Raw genomic sequence first — 18,765 nt, 5'->3', positions numbered from 1 at the left:
ATTTAGTAATCTTCTGTTCAGTGTGTTGTATTTTACGCGACACCGTCATTAAAACATGATTATTTAAAACCAGTTGTAGCCATTGCTAACGTTGTATCAAGCATCCGATTAGCAAAGCCCCATTCATTATCACACCAGACTAACGTTTTGATCAGGTGTTGCCCACTGACTCTTGTTTGAGTGCCGTCAACGATAGCACTATGAGGGTCGTGGTTAAAATCAGTTGAGACTAATGGCAATTCTGTGTAATCCACTATACCACGAAATGCGCCAGTTGCTGATTTTTGAATTAACCGATTGACATCTAACACATTTACAGCAGTTTTTACAGTGACACTTAAATCAATTGCCGTCACATTAATTGTAGGAACTCGTACAGAAATTGCCTCAAAATGATCCTTAAATTTTGGGAAAATTCGAGTAATTCCTGCGGCCAATTTCGTATCAACAGGAATGATAGATTGTCCTGCGGCACGAGTACGGCGTAAATCCTTATGATATGCATCAATCACGGGTTGATCGTTCATGGCTGCATGGATTGTAGTTACTGTTCCTGATTCTATATTAAACGCATCATCCATCATTTTAATGATGGGAATAATGCAATTTGTTGTACAAGATGCGTTTGAAACAATGCGGTGTTCTTTTTTAAGTTCATGTTGATTAACACCAAAAACCACTGTTGCATCTAAATCTGTTGTTCCCGGATGAGAAAAGAGCACCTTTTTGGCACCTTGTGCAATATGAGCTTCGCCATCAGCACGAGAGCCATAAGCACCACTACAATCAAGCACAACATCAATACCAAGCTCACCCCAAGGTAAATCAGTAATATCAGCATGATGAAAAAGACGAATACTATCATCACCTACTTGCAATAAATCATTATTAATTCGTACATCCCAAGCAAAACGTCCGTGACTGGAGTCATACTTGAGAAGATGCCCAATACCTTGTGCATCAGCCAATTCATTTATTGCAACAACCGTTATTTCAGCCCGTTTGCCTGATTCATAAAGCGCTCTTAACACATTACGCCCTATACGACCAAAACCGTTAATAGCGACTCTGATTGTCATGTGACTTCCTTGATAACTTGTGATTTGCAACCGATTAGAATAATAGAGCAAGATACTAATCAACAACGATAAATCAAGTAAATCTAGAAATTGTGCAGTCACCGACATTTCAGCATTAACTGAAACGGTTCAGCTTATTGGTAATCAGATTACGAGAAATGAGAGAAGATCGCAATAGTAAACAAAGATGGAAGGATAAAAAAAGAGCACATCTGAGAAACTCTTCCCAAAAATGTGCTCTTGTTAACACTTATTGATTATTTAAGTAAAGATTTTGCCTGTGTGACCACATTTTCAACAGTAAAACCAAACTCTTCAAATAATTCGTTTGCAGGTGCAGACTCACCGAAGCTATGCATACCTACAATCGCACCATCTAAACCAACATATTTGAACCAGTAGTCAGCAATACCTGCTTCGATAGCAACACGAGCTTTCACTGATGCTGGTAATACTGCTTCACGATAATCTGCATCTTGTTTATCAAATGCATCTGTTGCTGGCATAGAAACAACACGTACTTTACGGCCTTCAGCAGTCAGTTGATCATAAGCGCTAACCGCTAATTCAACTTCAGAACCTGTAGCAATAAAGATTAATTCAGGCGTACCAGTACAATCCTTCAGGATATAACCACCCTTCTCGATATTTGCTAGTTGCTCTGGAGTACGTGGTTGTTGTGCAAGGTTTTGACGAGAGAAAATCAGTGCTGTTGGGCCATCTTTACGATCAATCGCATATTTCCATGCAACTGCTGATTCAACTTGGTCACATGGACGCCATGTGCTTACGTTTGGAGTAACACGCAGGCTTGCCATTTGCTCAACTGGTTGGTGAGTTGGGCCATCTTCACCCAGACCAATAGAGTCATGAGTATAAACGAAGATACTGCGGATCTTCATCAGTGCAGCCATACGCACTGCATTACGAGCATATTCCATAAACATCAAGAAGGTTGCACCGTAAGGAACGAAACCGCCGTGTAATGCGATACCGTTCATGATTGCAGACATACCGAATTCACGTACACCGTAATGGATGTAGTTACCCGCGTTGTCTTCATTCAGCGCTTTAGAACCAGACCACATAGTCAGGTTACTTGGTGCTAAGTCCGCAGAACCACCCATGAATTCAGGTAATACTTTACCGAATGCTTCTAATGCATTTTGAGATGCTTTACGGCTTGCAATACTTGAAGGGTTTTGTTGCAGATTTTCAATAAATGCTTTGGAATCTTTTTCCCAGTTTGCTGGTAATTCACCAGAAACACGACGTTTGAATTCAGCCGCTAATTCAGGGAACTGTGCTGCGTATGCAGCAAATTTAGCATCCCATGCAGCTTCTTTTGCTTTACCCGCTTCTTTCGCATCCCACTCTTTATAGATTTCTTGTGGAATTTCGAATGCGCCATATTCCCAACCTAACGCTTTACGTGTTTCAGCGATTTCTGCATCACCTAATGGAGAACCATGAGAATCTGCAGTACCTGCTTTATGTGGGGAACCAAAACCGATAGTGGTTTTACAAATCAACAGTGATGGTTTGTCTGTAATTTGTTTTGCTGTTTCGATAGCGGCTTTAATGCTTGCTGCGTCGTGACCATCGATACCACTGATAACATGCCAGCCATAAGCGTCAAAACGTTCTGCTGTATTGTCAGTAAACCAACCATGCACTTGACCATCAATAGAGATGCCATTGTCATCATAAAATGCAATCAGTTTGCCTAACTGTAGTGTTCCAGCTAAAGAACACACTTCGTGAGAGATACCTTCCATCATACAACCATCACCCATAAAGGCGTAGGTGTAGTGGTCAACGATGTCATGACCAGGACGGTTAAATTGAGCCGCTAATGTACGTTCTGCAATAGCAAAACCCACTGCGTTTGCAATACCTTGACCTAAAGGACCCGTTGTTGTTTCAACACCTGGGGTATAACCATATTCTGGGTGACCCGGTGTTTTAGAATGCAATTGACGGAAATTTTTCAGATCATCTAAAGAAACTTGATAACCAGACAGGTGCAGTAAGCTATAAATCAGCATTGAAGCATGGCCGTTAGATAATACGAAACGGTCACGATCAGCCCAGTTAGGGTTTGTCGGATTATGATTTAAAAAATCACGCCATAATACTTCTGCAATATCAGCCATACCCATAGGGGCGCCAGGGTGTCCTGATTTCGCTTTTTGCACAGCATCCATACTTAAAAAACGGATCGCATTAGCAAGGGTTTTACGAGTGGTCATTTTCTACTCCAAGTCGGATAAAAAGCATCTAGATAGCTGATTCTCTCAATGCAGGCAAAAAACCGCAATATAAAAAATCCACCAAGGTGGCTATCGTAATTAGCTTAAATCAATAGTTCTTTGATTTGTACGGCGTTTTTTACGATTAAAGCGGAAAATAACATTAAACCACTGCATTGTTGCGCAACAAAAAGCAAAAAAGACAAATATTTGCGCAATTGAGAAGCGTGCTATTAAACCTTAGCTTGATATGACTAATCAAGATAAAAATTCATTACCTAATTATCCATCAAATCAAATAAATACCGTATTTGTTTTAATTATAACCTAATAACTGACTGAACTTGTTACAAAGACGTAGAATTATAAGTGTTTAAAAAAGATAAAAAGCAGATAATTCACTGATTCAGTGATAAAAATCTTATTTATATCATATATAACTAAAAGGAAAACTCTGCGTAACGTAATTGTTATTCTTTTTATTAAAAAGCAATGTATCTATATATTCTACTTAGTCTTAGTTAATTTTAGATAGAAAATACTCTAAGTGTAACTCCTTAAAATCTTCTTTTCTAATAAAGAAATGCAAATCGATAATTGATTTTAATAATAGAAAGAATTGTAAGTTATCTCTTTTACAAAACGCTTTTAATTTTAAAATTTCATCAGGATTATTTTTTAAAATATAATAGTTATAATTCATGATGATCATCTTAGAGACGAAGAGATTAAGTGCTGATTGATCTTTACTTAAACAACTTACTAATAGTTTAAATATTTTATCAGTATCACATTGGTACGTTTTTATAAATTTTTCAGGTGACAGATAAAGTAAACAGTGATCTTCTAACGTAAAGATAACACTTTCATCTTCCTCAAGAAGAAATTTAATAATTTCCATCTGTTGGTTCTTAATGATATTTAAATCTTTATGACTATTCTTCTTTCTATATTGATAAACAAGATCGTGAGTTAAGTTGATTAATAAATCAACTCTCATTATTTTATCATCTGAATAACGAAAATAAAGTTGATTATCTTTTACTATAAAATAATGATAATAAAAATCAGCAAATCCCATATCATAGAATAAATAATTAATAAGTTCAGTTTTATAGATATTTTCTTTCTCTTCACCTAAAAAAGAGAGAGTCGCTTTTAACTGAGAAATAATATAAGTAGAAACTAAGTTTTTACTATAAAAACTTTCATTTCGATTTATTGATAATATATTAGGTAAAAGTCTTAAAAAATAAAAGAATCTATAATAATTTTGATCGTAAGGTTCAACACTAATCACTTCATCAACTTTCTGTGAGCTAAATAGTTCATTCCACCATGAAAGATAAAGAGCTGGCTTATTTTTTAATTTGACTGAAATGATTTCATCTAATTCACCATCCCAAGGCTGTAAAAATAGAGTATCGTGTTCAAAAGGAAGCAACTCTCGGATTGAATAATTTTCTTAATTTATATTGATAAATCTTAGTGATATCCATCTCTCTACTTCCTTAAGTTACTCTATTTTTCTTAAAAATAATAAAGTTAAATTACGACTATTTTTTTATGGTATATCCCTACTGGCCAATACCCTTGATAATAGATATTAACGATATTTTTCCAGTTGTCTCCAAGGGAAAAATATTTTTCAGTAAGATACTGCCTAAATGCGTAACATATCGCATTTCTTGCTACAATTTTAAAGTTATGTACATCGTACTGAAAATGACTGTCAGTTACAGGAAACGCTTTTAAACTTTCTATTACTGCTTTACTGACAACTAATCGCATCTCAACTAAATCTTTGGGATATTCTTGTTTTATATAGAAAGGATCATCTTGAGTGGGAGACGTTGGCAACCATTCGACATTTAAAGACGATTCAAAGCAAGTTTGAATACTTTGAAAATAGATAATTTTTTTATCATCAAAGCTTCCTTGTCCCATATTAGAAAAGAAAGGTGTAATGCCGATTTTTTGTTGGATTTCGTTAAAAAAACTCATAGTAATAGACTCAATTATTTCTACGTTAACTCTGTCTGATTTCAACAAACTTTATATTACCCAAAGTAAGGATAACCTCTTCTTCCACATAAGGATTAAGGGAAATAACTCTAGCAAAGTATTTCATTCTTATTCTGGCCCATCCCATTTTAGTTGATCTTTTAAATGCTCAGGGACAATCTCAAATAAACGCTTAATATTTTTCTTATGTACATTATAATTATCACAAATTTTTTCATTAGCATTGTCTAAGTAATATTTAGCTTGCACATTAAGAAAGTAGATATCATTATCATTCATCCCTTCGGTAGGTAAAGTGCCAACAACATTATGTAGTAACTCAGCTTCAAAACCACAGGATTTATTTTTCCCCTTACGGATAAAACTGTGTGTTTGAACATTTCGAATATGGGATAATGCCCACCATAGCATTTCAGAGTAAATTTCTATTCTTTTCATTTTAAAGCATAATATCCTTATAATGATTAAATCCCTACTAGAATAAACTTTAGTTTAACGATTATTATCTTCCACTAACGCTAAAAAATGATCTTGAAGATCGCCTTGAATTTCTTCATCATCATAAATAAGCTGAAAATCCTTATTTATATTATTAACGAAATGAGTACCATCTAGTGTTCCAAATATTATTGATGCCGTATCTGTCATCGCAATTTTCAACATATTAATTATTAACTGCCTTTCTTTTTCTGATAAATTAACAAAAAACTTATTCACTTGAGAGGAAGTGCCTCTATTTTGACTCTCTTGAACTTGCCTATTTAGTCTTTCACTATATAGTTTTAGGTTATCTTCAAATAATTCTTTGTATATTTCACTAATAACAAGCTCATCTTTTTTCATTATTTTTCTCTGTATTAAAACCAACGTCCCATAGGTGAATTCTCTTTCAGATTTTTATCAATCAATTCTGGAGTAATGATGTTTTGTTCAATCACAGGAAGCATGATCTCATCTAGAATTTCGCAATCAATATGACAACCAGTATTATGAAATATAAGGTTTAAAGCCTCATCAATTAATGCTTGCTGACCATGCTCTTTCATTTCAAGGATAAACTGAACAATAGCCTGTTTTATCTGTTTATTTTTACTGTATTCGGCTTGTTCAGTTTCAAATTCTTGATAATAAAAATGGTCAAGTGTTTTAGATAGCATACTTAACCGTAAATAAAATTCCGTGTTCATAATTTGATCCTAAATATCCCTAAAACTATGATTTGATATCGTGCGGGTTGTCTTTCACCAATAGCAAATAAACCAAATAGCTGCATATTCTCTTTTTTTGACTTTTGGATATCGTACATTACCGACAAACCATCATAGGTATAGCACGTTCCTAGATTTAAGGTGAGTCCTTTAACTTTATTTATTGCCTTCTGTTTTACATCTTCATCTAGACTGTTTAAGTCTCTTAATCGCATTACGTCAACTAACATATCTTCATCATAATAAGAGCATTGAATAAGATGATTTAGCTGATAAAAATCATCTTCAAAACCATCATAAATTAGTGCTTTTTTCTTTATATTTTTCATCTTATTCAGATTTTAGTTGATGCCAAAACGAGATTGTTTGAGAAGAAGTTAGTTCGATAACTCTATCTGGCGAAATATCCGTTAAAAATAGAGTGGCAACCGCACTAAAAAAAACAAAAAAGTTCGCGGCAATATGTTCAAAACTATCCATAGGTGTTTCACTGGTCATTGCAAAAACATTACCAGTTTGAGTATTCAATAAGAGGGTATAAGGATCTGACAGTGCAATAACAATCATATTTTCAGGTCGCTTATTTCCAGTCCACCACTGGGTAAATTCATTAGGGCTATTTAGCATGAAAAGTCTTTCAAGATAATCTTCACCACAACCAAAACTGATATTAAATAATGAGAAATTATCTAAATTATAGAGAGAGATAAAAGAGGTAAAATCATCAGGAAGAGAAAGTATTGATTTTTGTTCTAACGTACTTAGATCAGTAAGTGGTGTCGCTCTTTTAAAAAGCACTAAATCATCAAAATCTTCTCCTAAAGGGGAGAATTTTTTTTCTAGCTCTTTTGTGATTTCATCAAGCGTTAATAGCATTATGACTCCAACCTAAATAAATTATTAAACCAACTAATCACCTTTATATTGACCAATATAATATAAATTATTATAAGTTTGATTATCGCTCTCTTTGATAACAAGTTCAGGATCTTGGTACCAAAATATCGCATTGGCACGTTTAATCCCTAATACTTCACATCTAGCTTTAATGAACGAGATTTCACTTTCATCAACAGCAGCATCTACTAGAATTTCATCAAGCATAACATCGTTATCAAAGCGAGGAATAACACCAATAAAATCTTCGTCGTACCACATTATTCCCAGATCTTTGCAAAATCCACATACTCTATAATTAGGAGAATCAATCCCTTCTTCCTCGGAGTAATCTAACTCAAAATAATGCATATACTCTTCTTCAGAAGAAAAATTACTGCCAATCCATAAATGTACTTTATTTTCCATATTAATTACCCTGCAGAATGCCATTCTATATAGCACTAATATCATTAATAAATTTTAAGATAGTGATATCAAATATTGAAAGCAAGGAATAATAACTTAGAAAAATATGGAGAGAGAAAATTATTTGAGGCTATAAATGCAAAAACCCCAGCATAAATGCTGGGGTTTGGAATGTTGGCGGAACGGACGGGACTCGAACCCGCGACCCCCTGCGTGACAGGCAGGTATTCTAACCAACTGAACTACCGCTCCGCGTATCCTTTCGGACGAGGTGAATATTACGAATCTCTTGCCTTGTCGTCAACTGTTTTTCTAACAAAAAGATGCATTTGGATAGTTTTTAATCTCAGTTAACCATTTCTGTTTTTTTTATATTCAAACGGCCTCATCATTTGATGCAGGACGCCACAAACAATGCCCACCTTTTTTCTCAACTAAATCTAATCGAGACTCATGCTCAGCAAGTTCTTCTGCGGTTGCTCTTATTACTCTTAATCCTGAAACTGGACGCTCAATACGTTGAATATCATTTTGCTCTTGTTCGTTACTTGATTCGCCTTCCATTGAAAATGCTAATGCTGTTTGTCCACCGGTCATTGCCAAGTAGACATCAGAAAGTATTTCAGCATCCAGTAACGCGCCGTGAAGGGTACGTTTAGAGTTATCTATTAAGTATCTATCACATAAGGCATCAAGGTTATTTCGCTTACCGGGAAATAATGCCCTTGCCATTGCAAGGCTATCAGTAATTTGGCAGAACGTTTCGGTAGGCGGAATGTCACGATTAAGCTTTCTGAACTCATAATCCATAAAGCCGATATCAAACGATGCGTTATGAATAATTAGCTCTGCACCACGAATATATTCTAAAAACTCGTCAGCAATATCAGCAAAAGAAGGGCAATCCTCTAAAAATTCATCACTGATACCGTGAACTTCAAACGCTTCAGGATCGACTAATCTTTCAGGTTTAACATACACATGAAAATTTCGCCCTGTTAATCGACGATTGATAACCTCTACGGCACCAATTTCAATGATATTATGACCTTCATAATGAACGCCCAGCTTATTCATACCGGTAGTTTCGGTATCAAGTACAATTTGTCGTGTGATTGGAGTGCTCATAATCCGTTTTTATGTCAGACTTAGGGTTAGTTTTTCGTATTAATCAATAAGGATAAGTCGCCTTTATGCACAAGCAGGTAGAAATATTCACCGATGGTTCATGCTTAGGCAACCCAGGTCCCGGTGGTTATGGCGCTATTTTACGCTATCAACAACATGAAAAAACCCTAAGTGAAGGTTTTTTTATGACCACCAATAACCGAATGGAACTTCTTGCCGCTATCGTAGCATTAGAAACATTAAAATTCCCTTGTAAAATTACACTGACAACAGATAGCCAATATGTCAGACAGGGGATCACACAGTGGATACATAGCTGGAAAAAGCGTCAATGGCGTAAAGCAGACAAAAGCCCTGTGCTTAATGTCGATTTATGGAAGCGCTTAGATAGTGCTATTACTCGTCATGAAATTGAATGGCATTGGGTGAAAGGCCATGCTGGTCATGATGAAAATGAACGTTGTGACGAATTAGCAAAAGCAGCCGCACAAGCACCAACTCAAGAAGACACAGGTTATATCGAAAGCCAAAAAGATAAAACCACAGATTAGTCAATATTATGGCTCTGGATGATTACGTGTAGCCCCTAAAACTCGACCTTTTACACTCATGCGTGGCAATGCAAATTTCATGGCTGTGGGTGTTAAAGGAAGCGTTCTTTTACGTGCAATGATTAAATTTAAACAGCCACCGATGTGATAGCGGCTACCATCACGTTTTATTGGTCTTGAAAATGGCATAATCTGAAAATTCTGTTGTGTCATCACTTCATAATTTAACACACTAAGCCAATCTATTTGGCGACGAAGTGAAAACATACGACTAGAGTAAGGCTGTTTTTGTCGTAATATCGGCGTGCATTTCCCAAGCCCTAATAAACTAATAGGGTTAAAGCTCGTTAATACAATCCAGCCATCATCAATTAAAACGCGATCTGCTTCTCGTAATAGCCAATGGGGATCTGCACTATAATCCAGTACATGTGCCATAAGGCAAACATCAATCGATTTATTTTCAAAGGGTAAATAATCTAAAGAGGCAATAACATCTGCATTTATTTTATTAGATGTCACATTAACTTGATGTGACACGATACTTAATTTGGTATCCAGTTCAGCACTGAGTTGGCCGAGTTTCAATAAATGAAAGCCATAAATTTTCGGCCACCAATTTTGTAAACGCAGTTCGATAGCTATGCGATAATATTCCCCCCAGGGAATATCACGCCAAGAATCTGGCATCATAATTGGTTTTGCTGAACGTGCTGCTTTCATCGTTTAACCCTTTATAATTTATAAGTAAGGTAACTTATATGGAGCTTATCAGAATTCCTGCTTTATCCGATAACTACATTTGGCTATTAAGTAATGAAAATAGTGAATGTGTGATTGTTGATCCTTCACAAGCCGAGCCTGTTATAGAAATGCTCTTACAGCGTTCGCTTACACCTATCGCGATTTTGCTCACCCATCATCATGATGATCATGTGGGTGGTGTTGCTGAACTTGTAAAAAAATATCCTAATATTAACGTTTTCGGCCCACAAGAAACACAAAGTAAAGGTGCTGAAAACATTATTCATAACCAAGAGCATATTATTGTCAGCTCTTTTTCTTTTTACGTAATTGGCACCCCTGGTCATACTCTTGGCCATGTAGCTTATTATTGCGAACCTTATTTGTTTTGTGGCGATACGCTGTTCTCAGGAGGTTGTGGTCGTTTATTTGAAGGTACTGCACAACAAATGTTTAGTTCATTACAAAGATTAAGTGCATTACCTGATAACACATTAATTTGTTGTGCTCATGAATACACCTTATCAAATATGACCTTTGCACACCATATCATGCCAGAAAATGCGCTTATTACCGATTATTTAGCCCAAGTTAGTGAAATGCGTAAGAAATTACAACCTACAGTGCCAATAACACTGAAAAATGAAAAGAATATTAATCTTTTTTTGAAATCTGACGATATTGATTTACAAAGGATTTTAGGTATAACCACTAACACTTATGCTCCAATTAAGACATTTACAAAATTAAGGGAATTAAAAGACAACTTTTAATACCTATTAGTTGTTTTATTTTGGCACACTAAGTATTATTTGGTTCAAAAAACACACAGGATGAATTTTTCTATTATGAAGACAAAAGCGATTTTGCTCTCCATATTGCTATTGGCGGGTTGCCAGCAATCTGAGAGCATTAAACCTAATTTGTCTGCGACTACGCCAATATCAACGAAAGGGACTTCAACTTCTCACCAACATCAATATGATGTAAAAACCAATTTATGGGGTTATGTGATAAGTGAATTAAAAATGGACCTCCCTGAGAATGAAAGGATCTCGCAGCAAGAATTATATTTTTTAAATAATCCCAAACATATACAAAGCGTTGCTTCTCGCGCTGAACCTTATATGTATTCGATTATTGATGAAATCGAAAAACGTGAATTACCGATGGAACTAGCTTTAGTTCCTGTGGTTGAAAGTGCGTTTAATCCCCATGTTACCTCTTCTGCAAATGCAGCCGGTTTATGGCAATTTGTTCCAATAACCGGTAATTACTATGGCTTGGCACAAAACCAATGGTATGACGGTCGTCGTGATGTCATGGCATCAACCAAAGCTGCACTTGATTTACTTGAACGCCTGTATGTAATGTTTGATAGTGATTGGGCACTTGCCCTTGCTGCTTATAACGCTGGTGAAGGCCGTGTTATGCAAGCAATAAAGGCAAATGAAAGTAAAAATCTACCCACAGACTATTGGTCACTCTCTTTACCTAAAGAAACAATGAATTATGTACCTAAAATTCTCGCTTTAAGTAAAGTTATCCGTGAAAACGAAGAAAACATTACTTTTCCTAAAAGTAATTATCGTGATAAAGCATTAGCTTCCATTGATGTCGGTGAACAAATCACGTTAAATAAAGTTGCTGAATTAAGTCAGCTACCTATTAATACTGTGAAAGATTATAACCCAGGCTATAAACGTGGAATAACCGCGCCTAATGGCCCTCATGTCATTATGTTGCCTCGTAATAAGCTTGATCAATTCCGTAACGCTTTTGAAGATGAAGCGGTATTAGAGACTATTCGTTTAGCCGTTGCCAAAACAAATCAGTCAATTAAGCAAGAAGGTGTTTATAAAGTTCGCTCAGGAGATTCATTTTACGCTATTGCTCGTCGCTACAATATGAGCATAAAAGATTTACAACGTATTAATGGATTAAATGCAAAAAGCACCCTATTAGTAGGACAAACATTAAAAATTCATAATGCAGGCAGTATCAGTAATACTCCGGTAACAAAACCGACAAAACCGTCTCCGAGTTATTACAAAGTTCGGCAGGGAGATTCTTATTACAGCATCGCTCGTCGTCACGGTATTAACCTCAAATTATTAATGAGTTGGAACTCAGACATTAAAATGTTAAAGCCGGGTACACAACTTACACTTTACACAAAATAATTAATTTATTTTCTATTTTAAATAGCCATCAATGTTATGACATTTTTAGTCTTAATATTGATGGTTTTTTATAATCCATAAAAGTCATATCACCTCTCCTTTTTCTAGAGCAATCCCTATGCTAACGAGGATAGCAATCCAAATGACAGATAAGAAAAAGGTAATAAAAAAGCGCCCGATATAACTATCAAGCGCTCTATTTTTATCTCATCAAGGTTAATTTAGCGTATTGACTTACAACCAGAAGAACCAAGCAAACAGAGAGATAACTAAGATACACACTAAGTTCAGCACACCACCTACTCGCACCATCTCGGTCTGTTTAATATAGCCGGAGCCAAAGACAATCGCATTTGGTGGGGTTGCAACAGGTAACATGAACGCACAAGATGCACCGATACCAATAATCATCGTTAACGCCATTACTGGCATACCTAATGCTTGAGCTACTGTTGCGAAGATTGGCACTAATAACGCCGCACTCGCTGTATTACTGGTAAATTCAGTTAATACGATGATAAAGGTTGTTACTGCAAGGATGATGACAAACCAGTGGCTATTACCAAAGGTGTCTTTCATAAAGTCGGCCATAACCAAGCTTGCACCAGATGATTGTAAAATTGCGCTCAGTGTTAAACCTCCACCAAACAGCATTAATACGCCCCATTCTGTGTTCTCTTGAATTTGGCTCCAACTTGCTACACCGGTTACACCAATAACAATTGCTGCACTAACCGCAATCACAGTATCTAAATCTTTTACACCTCCAAAAGCACTGCTGATGAAAGAGCTGAAGATCCAGCATAATACCGTAATTAAGAAGATGATCATGGTAATAACACGTTTGTTATTCCATTCTAATACTTCTAATTTCAGGTCAAACTTATGTTTTAAGTTAGGACGCAACATCAGATACATAACGATAAACATGATAGGTAATAGTACCAACATGATTGGTACACCGTACTTCATCCACGTAATGAAATCTAAATTTAATTGGGCAGCAGCAATCGCATTTGGCGGACTACCCACTAACGTACCTAAACCACCGATACTCGCACTATAAGCAACACCTAATAATACGAATACGAAAGTATTACGTTCTGAACGAATATCTAAGTTAGATAAAATACCTAATACTAAAGGCAACATCATCGCAGCTGTAGCGGTGTTACTGATCCACATAGAAAGCAATGCAGTGACACCAAATAACAGCAATACGGCGATTGAAAGTTTACCTTTTGCAATCATCAACAAACGGTTAGCAATTAAGCGGTCTAGCCCTTGAATGTGAAGTGCCGTCGCTAACGCAAAACCACCGAAGAATAAGAAAATGATGGGGTTCGCAAATGATTTTAATGACTCATTGGTATTCATTAGCCCAAGTACAACGGCTAAAATAGGTATAAATAATGCTGTTATCGTAACGTGAATAGCTTCTGTCAGCCATAACACACCCACAAACACCATTAATGCTAAACCTGCATTGGCCTTTGGATCATAAGGTAAAAACTCTAGCAAAAGTAATAATAAAACTACATCGATTGCCAGAATGATTAACCCTCGTTTGTTTATCGGGCTCGACTTCGCCGATGGGGCTAAATTGGACGCGTCCATGATAATACTCCACATTAGCTGATATGAACATTGGGTTCACTAAGCCATAATTGTTAACGAAATAGGTTATATGTGAAATATAAAAACATTTCTCGTCATTGAAAATGCGCAAAACTAATAATTGGGATCTCATCCACGAGAATTAACCAATTTATTAATAAAAGAGTAATAATTGAACACTATTTCCTCTTATGCATCACACTTTTTCAAAGGTATTAAAAATAAATATTCTGTTTTCTCTGAAAAAAAATCAAAAAAAAGAGGAGAACTTAAGGTTCTCCTCTTTTAGATTAATAAGATTTTTTAATCAAAAAGCAAGATTATGCTTGGCCTTTAACTTCTTTCAAACCGTTGAAAGGCGCTTTGTTGCCTAATGCTTCTTCGATGCGGATCAGTTGGTTATATTTAGCAACACGGTCAGAACGGCTCATAGAACCTGTTTTGATTTGGCCTGCTGCTGTACCCACTGCTAAGTCAGCGATAGTTGCATCTTCAGTTTCACCAGAACGGTGAGAGATAACAGCTGTGTAGCCTGCATCTTTCGCCATTTTGATTGCAGCTAAAGTTTCTGTCAGTGAACCAATTTGGTTGAATTTGATCAGAATTGAGTTAGCGATGCCTTTGTCGATACCTTCTTTCAGGATCTTAGTGTTAGTTACAAACAGGTCGTCACCAACCAATTGGATTTTGTCACCAAGAACTTTAGTTTGGTATGCGAAACCATCCCAGTCAGATTCGTTTAAACCATCTTCGATAGAAACGATTGGGTATTGTTTAGTCAGTTCTTCTAAGTAATGAGTGAACTCTTGTGAAGTGAAGGTTTTGCCTTCGCCTTTCAGTTCGTAGTTACCTGTTTCATTGTTGTAGAATTCAGAAGCTGCACAGTCCATAGCCAGAGTAACGTCTTTACCTAAAACGTAACCTGCTTTCTCAACTGCTTCTTTGATAGCAGCTAATGCAGCAGCGTTAGATTCTAAGTTTGGTGCATAACCACCTTCGTCACCAACTGCAGTGTTCATACCTTTTGCTTTCAGCACTTTTGCTAAGTGATGGAAGATTTCTGAACCCATACGTACAGCTTCTTTCAGTGAAGGCGCGCCAACAGGTTGGATCATGAATTCTTGGATATCAACGTTGTTATCTGCGTGCTCACCACCATTGATGATGTTCATCATTGGCAGAGGCATAGAATATTGACCGTGAGTACCGTTCAGATCAGAAATGTGCTCATACAAAGGCATACCTTTTGCAGCAGCCGCTGCTTTTGCGTTTGCTAAAGAAACCGCTAGGATTGCGTTTGCACCAAAGTTTGATTTGTTTTCAGTACCGTCTAAATCGATCATGATTTTATCGATGTTAGCTTGGTCTTTTGCATCTTGGCCAAGGATAGCTTTAGCGATCGGACCATTAACAGCTGAAACCGCTTTCAGAACACCTTTACCTAAGAAACGTGATTTATCACCATCACGTAATTCTAATGCTTCACGAGAACCTGTTGATGCGCCTGATGGAGCAGCCGCCATACCAACAAAACCACCTTCTAAGTGAACTTCAGCTTCAACAGTTGGGTTGCCACGAGAATCAATAATTTCACGACCAAGTACTTTAACGATTTTGGACATTCGGTTTTCCTCTGTACAAGTTAAATTTCCGAGAAGAGATACCCTATCTCTTCTCATATATCCTATTTCAGCAAACCTTTTTGGTTATCAAAGGCTGCTTTCACAAAGCCTGCAAATAACGGATGGCCGTCACGCGGCGTTGAGGTAAACTCTGGGTGGAATTGACAAGCAACAAACCAAGGATGATTTGGATTTTCAATAATTTCCACCAGCTTGTTATCTACTGAACGACCTGCAATACGTAAACCCGCATCTTCGATACGTTTTAAAAGTAGATTATTTACTTCATAACGGTGACGATGGCGTTCTGTAATGGTATTTTTTCCATACAGTGTACGTACTAAGCTATCACCACTTAAATGGCAAGGCTGAGCACCGAGGCGCATCGTGCCACCTAAATCACTATCATCTGAGCGTACTTCAATGTTGCCGTCTTCATCGCGCCATTCGGTAATTAATGCGATAACTGGATATTTACAATCTGGTGCAAATTCAGTGGAGTTCGCACCTTCCATACCAACAACATTACGTGCAAATTCAATCATAGCAACCTGCATACCTAAGCAAATGCCTAAGTAAGGGATTTTATTTTCACGCGCATACTGAGCAGCCATAATCTTGCCCTCAATACCACGTTCACCAAAACCACCCGGTACTAAAATTGCATCTAACCCTTTAAGCATTTCTACGCCACGGGTTTCAACGTCTTGTGAATCAATTAGTTTGATATTTACAGTAACACGGCTTTTGAAACCACCATGTTTTAATGCTTCAATCACTGATTTATAGGCATCTGGTAATTCAACATACTTACCAACCATACCGATGGTTACTTCGCCTTCAGGATTAGCTTCTTCATAAATAACTTGTTCCCACTCTGCAAGATTTGCAACTGGGCAATCCAAGCTGAATCGTTTACAGATATAATCATCTAATCCCTGAGATTTCAATAGTGCAGGGATTTTATAAATGGAATCGACGTCTTTTAATGAAATAACCGCTTTCTCTGGTACATTACAGAACAGTGCGATTTTTGCACGTTCATTAGCAGGAATAACGCGGTCTGAACGGCAAATCAACGCATCTGGTTGAATGCCGATTGACAGTAATTCTTTTACAGAGTGCTGTGTTGGCTTGGTTTTCACTTCACCTGAAGCGGCTAAGTAAGGCACCAATGTTAAATGCAGGTAGAATGTGTGCTCACGGCCCACTTCTGCCGCCATTTGGCGAATCGCTTCTAAGAAAGGTAAAGATTCGATATCACCAACAGTCCCGCCGACTTCAACTAAAACGACATCATGGCCTTCGCCACCACGGATGATGCGTTCTTTGATTTCATTAGTGATATGAGGAATAACTTGAATTGTAGCCCCAAGATAGTCACCACGACGCTCTTTACGTAATACTTCAGAGTATACGCGACCTGTCGTAAAGTTATTACGACGAGTCATTTTAGTGCGAATGAAGCGCTCATAGTGCCCTAAGTCGAGATCAGTTTCAGCACCATCGTCAGTAACGAAGACTTCCCCGTGCTGAATTGGGCTCATAGTACCTGGATCGACGTTGATATACGGATCCAACTTCATCATGGTGACATTGAGTCCACGGGCTTCGAGTATAGCCGCCAGAGAGGCTGCGGCAATGCCTTTACCCAGAGAGGATACGACCCCGCCGGTCACAAAAATATAATTCGTTTTCATGCTGAACCTGAAAGTTTAGGTGTATTAGGATGATGGATATAACTGGACGGGAACACAGTATACCCGAACCTTATTTTCGCTACAAACATTCTTAGTAGTATAAAGTTCTTTTTCATCACGCCACTTATCCGTTTAAACACGAAAAAACAGTAAAAATTCAATAAACTAAACCCGTGAAAATATTTCTCAAGCATTTTAGCTTAATCCTTTCAGCTAAGATATCACTTTTACAGAAGAGATGCTTTATTTTTTTCACGATATTAAGTGTAGCAGGTTTCTAGCGCGATATTTTGCTTCTGATCATGCGTTTAATTTTTTTGAGGTCAATCACATTTTAGTGCAAGAAAATGAAACGACGATATTTTAAATCACCTAAAAACAAAAAAACGAAATTAGTTTTTATAATTTCGTTTTTTTCATTTTTTTATAAAACAAGATAAAAAACAATGGCTTTTGCTATTCTTTTTATCGCATTTAATGTCACACCAATAACCATTTGCGAGTCACAATTCACTCAATCAATTGTATTTTGGCTTTCTGCCAGCAGATCTCCATCTCTTCCAATGAGGCATTTTCTATGCCTATGCCTTCTTCTGAGAGCATTTTTTCAACAAAGCAAAAACGTTGTTCAAATTTGTGACATGCTCGGTTTAAGGCTTGTTCTGGTTTTTGTTTTAAATGCCGAGATAAATTTACAACTGAAAATAGTAAATCCCCCAATTCATCTTCAATTTTAGATGCATCTTGAGGTGTTTTTTTCACTTCAGCCATCACTTCATCAATTTCCTCAAATACTTTACCTAAAACAGGTTCAAGTTCATTCCAATCAAATCCGACAGAAGCACATCGCTTTTGAATTTTTTCTGCTTTCATCAAAGCAGGTAATGTGACAGGAATATCATCTAATAATGAAAATTGTGCTTTTGCCTCACGCTCTTGCGCTTTAAGTTTTTCCCAGCGATGTTTTTCTGTTGATAAATTGTTTTCGCTTTCAGAGGCAAAAATATGAGGATGACGGCGTTCTAACTTATTACTAATGGCTTCACAAACATCATTAAAATCAAATAGTTTTTGTTCTTGCGCCATTCGTGAATAAAACACAACTTGATAAAGCAAATCGCCTAACTCTTCTTTTAAATCAGAAAAATCTTTGCGAGCAATAGCGTCTAGCACCTCATACGTTTCTTCTAATGTATAAGGCGCGATAGTGTCAAAAGTCTGCACTTTATCCCATTCACACCCAGTATCAGGATCACGTAGCTGTGCCATAATTTCTAATAAACGAAAGATTTCACGATTTTCTGACATCATATTGCCTTTTAAATAAGAGTTAGCCTTATCCTGCTTAACA

The 18,765-nt window shown here is 36.8% G+C and carries 19 protein-coding genes and 1 tRNA gene; 3 read left to right on the top strand and 17 right to left on the bottom strand.

From position 1 onward, the window contains the following. Nucleotides 1-59 precede the first annotated feature (59 nt). The 12 genes from epd to dnaQ all read right to left on the bottom strand — a co-directional run bounded on the left by epd (nt 60) and on the right by dnaQ (nt 8,997). A complete protein-coding gene (gene epd, locus GTH24_RS04195) occupies nt 60-1,079 on the bottom strand; it encodes an erythrose-4-phosphate dehydrogenase (RefSeq protein WP_072070718.1) in 1,020 nt (339 codons plus the stop codon). Nucleotides 1,080-1,336: 257 nt separating this feature from the next. After that, nucleotides 1,337-3,331, bottom strand: coding sequence for a transketolase (tkt, locus tag GTH24_RS04190; RefSeq protein WP_072070719.1), 1,995 nt, complete (start codon nt 3,329-3,331; stop codon nt 1,337-1,339). A gap of 517 nt (nt 3,332-3,848) precedes the next feature. Beyond that, nucleotides 3,849-4,775, bottom strand: coding sequence for a hypothetical protein (locus GTH24_RS04185; protein WP_164525993.1), 927 nt, complete (start codon nt 4,773-4,775; stop codon nt 3,849-3,851). Nucleotides 4,776-4,876: 101 nt separating this feature from the next. Next, nucleotides 4,877-5,335: a hypothetical protein gene (locus GTH24_RS04180; RefSeq protein ID WP_164525992.1), complete on the bottom strand. Its 459-nt coding sequence runs from the start codon at nt 5,333-5,335 to the stop codon at nt 4,877-4,879. A gap of 129 nt (nt 5,336-5,464) precedes the next feature. Continuing rightward, nucleotides 5,465-5,794 carry a hypothetical protein gene (locus tag GTH24_RS04175; protein ID WP_164525991.1) on the bottom strand — a complete coding sequence of 110 codons (330 nt, stop codon included), beginning with the start codon at nt 5,792-5,794 and terminating at the stop codon, nt 5,465-5,467. Nucleotides 5,795-5,848: 54 nt separating this feature from the next. Then, nucleotides 5,849-6,199, bottom strand: coding sequence for a hypothetical protein (locus GTH24_RS04170; RefSeq protein ID WP_072070723.1), 351 nt, complete (start codon nt 6,197-6,199; stop codon nt 5,849-5,851). A gap of 14 nt (nt 6,200-6,213) precedes the next feature. Beyond that, the gene (locus GTH24_RS04165; protein WP_072070724.1) at nt 6,214-6,543 is read right to left on the bottom strand and encodes a hypothetical protein; all 330 of its coding nucleotides are present in this window, start codon (nt 6,541-6,543) and stop codon (nt 6,214-6,216) included. After that, nucleotides 6,540-6,893: a hypothetical protein gene (locus GTH24_RS04160; protein WP_072070725.1), complete on the bottom strand. Its 354-nt coding sequence runs from the start codon at nt 6,891-6,893 to the stop codon at nt 6,540-6,542. The genes GTH24_RS04165 and GTH24_RS04160 overlap by 4 nt, the downstream gene beginning before the upstream one ends. A 1-nt stretch (nt 6,894) precedes the next feature. Then, nucleotides 6,895-7,440 (bottom strand): nuclease, encoded by a 546-nt coding sequence (locus tag GTH24_RS04155; RefSeq protein WP_164525990.1) that lies wholly within the window; start codon nt 7,438-7,440, stop codon nt 6,895-6,897. Nucleotides 7,441-7,473: 33 nt separating this feature from the next. Further along, nucleotides 7,474-7,869 (bottom strand): immunity 22 family protein, encoded by a 396-nt coding sequence (locus tag GTH24_RS04150; protein ID WP_141650231.1) that lies wholly within the window; start codon nt 7,867-7,869, stop codon nt 7,474-7,476. A 175-nt stretch (nt 7,870-8,044) separates the two neighbouring features. Next, nucleotides 8,045-8,121: transfer RNA gene (locus tag GTH24_RS04145), tRNA-Asp, on the bottom strand. 123 nt (nt 8,122-8,244) lie between these two features. Then, nucleotides 8,245-8,997 (bottom strand): DNA polymerase III subunit epsilon, encoded by a 753-nt coding sequence (gene dnaQ / locus GTH24_RS04140; RefSeq protein WP_072070727.1) that lies wholly within the window; start codon nt 8,995-8,997, stop codon nt 8,245-8,247. Nucleotides 8,998-9,062: 65 nt separating this feature from the next. Here dnaQ and rnhA point away from each other — a divergent pair, with 65 nt between their 5' ends. Next, nucleotides 9,063-9,548, top strand: coding sequence for a ribonuclease HI (gene rnhA / locus GTH24_RS04135; RefSeq protein WP_036932708.1), 486 nt, complete (start codon nt 9,063-9,065; stop codon nt 9,546-9,548). Between the two features lie 6 nt (nt 9,549-9,554). Here rnhA and GTH24_RS04130 read toward each other — a convergent pair whose 3' ends face one another. Continuing rightward, on the bottom strand, nt 9,555-10,271 hold the full coding sequence (locus GTH24_RS04130) for a methyltransferase domain-containing protein (RefSeq protein ID WP_072070728.1): 717 nt from the start codon (nt 10,269-10,271) through the stop codon (nt 9,555-9,557). A 38-nt stretch (nt 10,272-10,309) separates the two neighbouring features. On the opposite strand from GTH24_RS04130, the gene gloB reads away from it, so the two are divergent. Continuing rightward, entirely contained in the window at nt 10,310-11,065 is a 756-nt protein-coding gene (gene gloB / locus GTH24_RS04125; protein WP_072070729.1) for a hydroxyacylglutathione hydrolase, read from the top strand. A 75-nt stretch (nt 11,066-11,140) separates the two neighbouring features. After that, nucleotides 11,141-12,475 carry a murein transglycosylase D gene (mltD, locus tag GTH24_RS04120; RefSeq protein WP_072070730.1) on the top strand — a complete coding sequence of 445 codons (1,335 nt, stop codon included), beginning with the start codon at nt 11,141-11,143 and terminating at the stop codon, nt 12,473-12,475. A 234-nt stretch (nt 12,476-12,709) separates the two neighbouring features. Here the strand turns inward: mltD and GTH24_RS04115 are convergent, their stop codons facing one another. The 4 genes from GTH24_RS04115 to mazG all read right to left on the bottom strand — a co-directional run bounded on the left by GTH24_RS04115 (nt 12,710) and on the right by mazG (nt 18,722). After that, nucleotides 12,710-14,092 (bottom strand): SLC13 family permease, encoded by a 1,383-nt coding sequence (locus GTH24_RS04115; RefSeq protein ID WP_072070731.1) that lies wholly within the window; start codon nt 14,090-14,092, stop codon nt 12,710-12,712. 320 nt (nt 14,093-14,412) lie between these two features. Next, nucleotides 14,413-15,714 carry a phosphopyruvate hydratase gene (gene eno, locus GTH24_RS04110; protein ID WP_072070732.1) on the bottom strand — a complete coding sequence of 434 codons (1,302 nt, stop codon included), beginning with the start codon at nt 15,712-15,714 and terminating at the stop codon, nt 14,413-14,415. A gap of 62 nt (nt 15,715-15,776) precedes the next feature. Beyond that, a complete protein-coding gene (pyrG, locus tag GTH24_RS04105) occupies nt 15,777-17,414 on the bottom strand; it encodes a glutamine hydrolyzing CTP synthase (protein WP_072070733.1) in 1,638 nt (545 codons plus the stop codon). 510 nt (nt 17,415-17,924) lie between these two features. Then, nucleotides 17,925-18,722 (bottom strand): nucleoside triphosphate pyrophosphohydrolase, encoded by a 798-nt coding sequence (gene mazG, locus GTH24_RS04095; protein ID WP_164525989.1) that lies wholly within the window; start codon nt 18,720-18,722, stop codon nt 17,925-17,927. Nucleotides 18,723-18,765 lie beyond the last annotated feature (43 nt).

This window comes from Proteus vulgaris (assembly GCF_011045815.1).
Taxonomy (GTDB): Bacteria; Pseudomonadota; Gammaproteobacteria; order Enterobacterales; family Enterobacteriaceae; genus Proteus; species Proteus vulgaris_B.
Note: the sequence above shows the minus strand (reverse complement) of the source record. Positions and strands in the feature narration are given on the sequence as shown.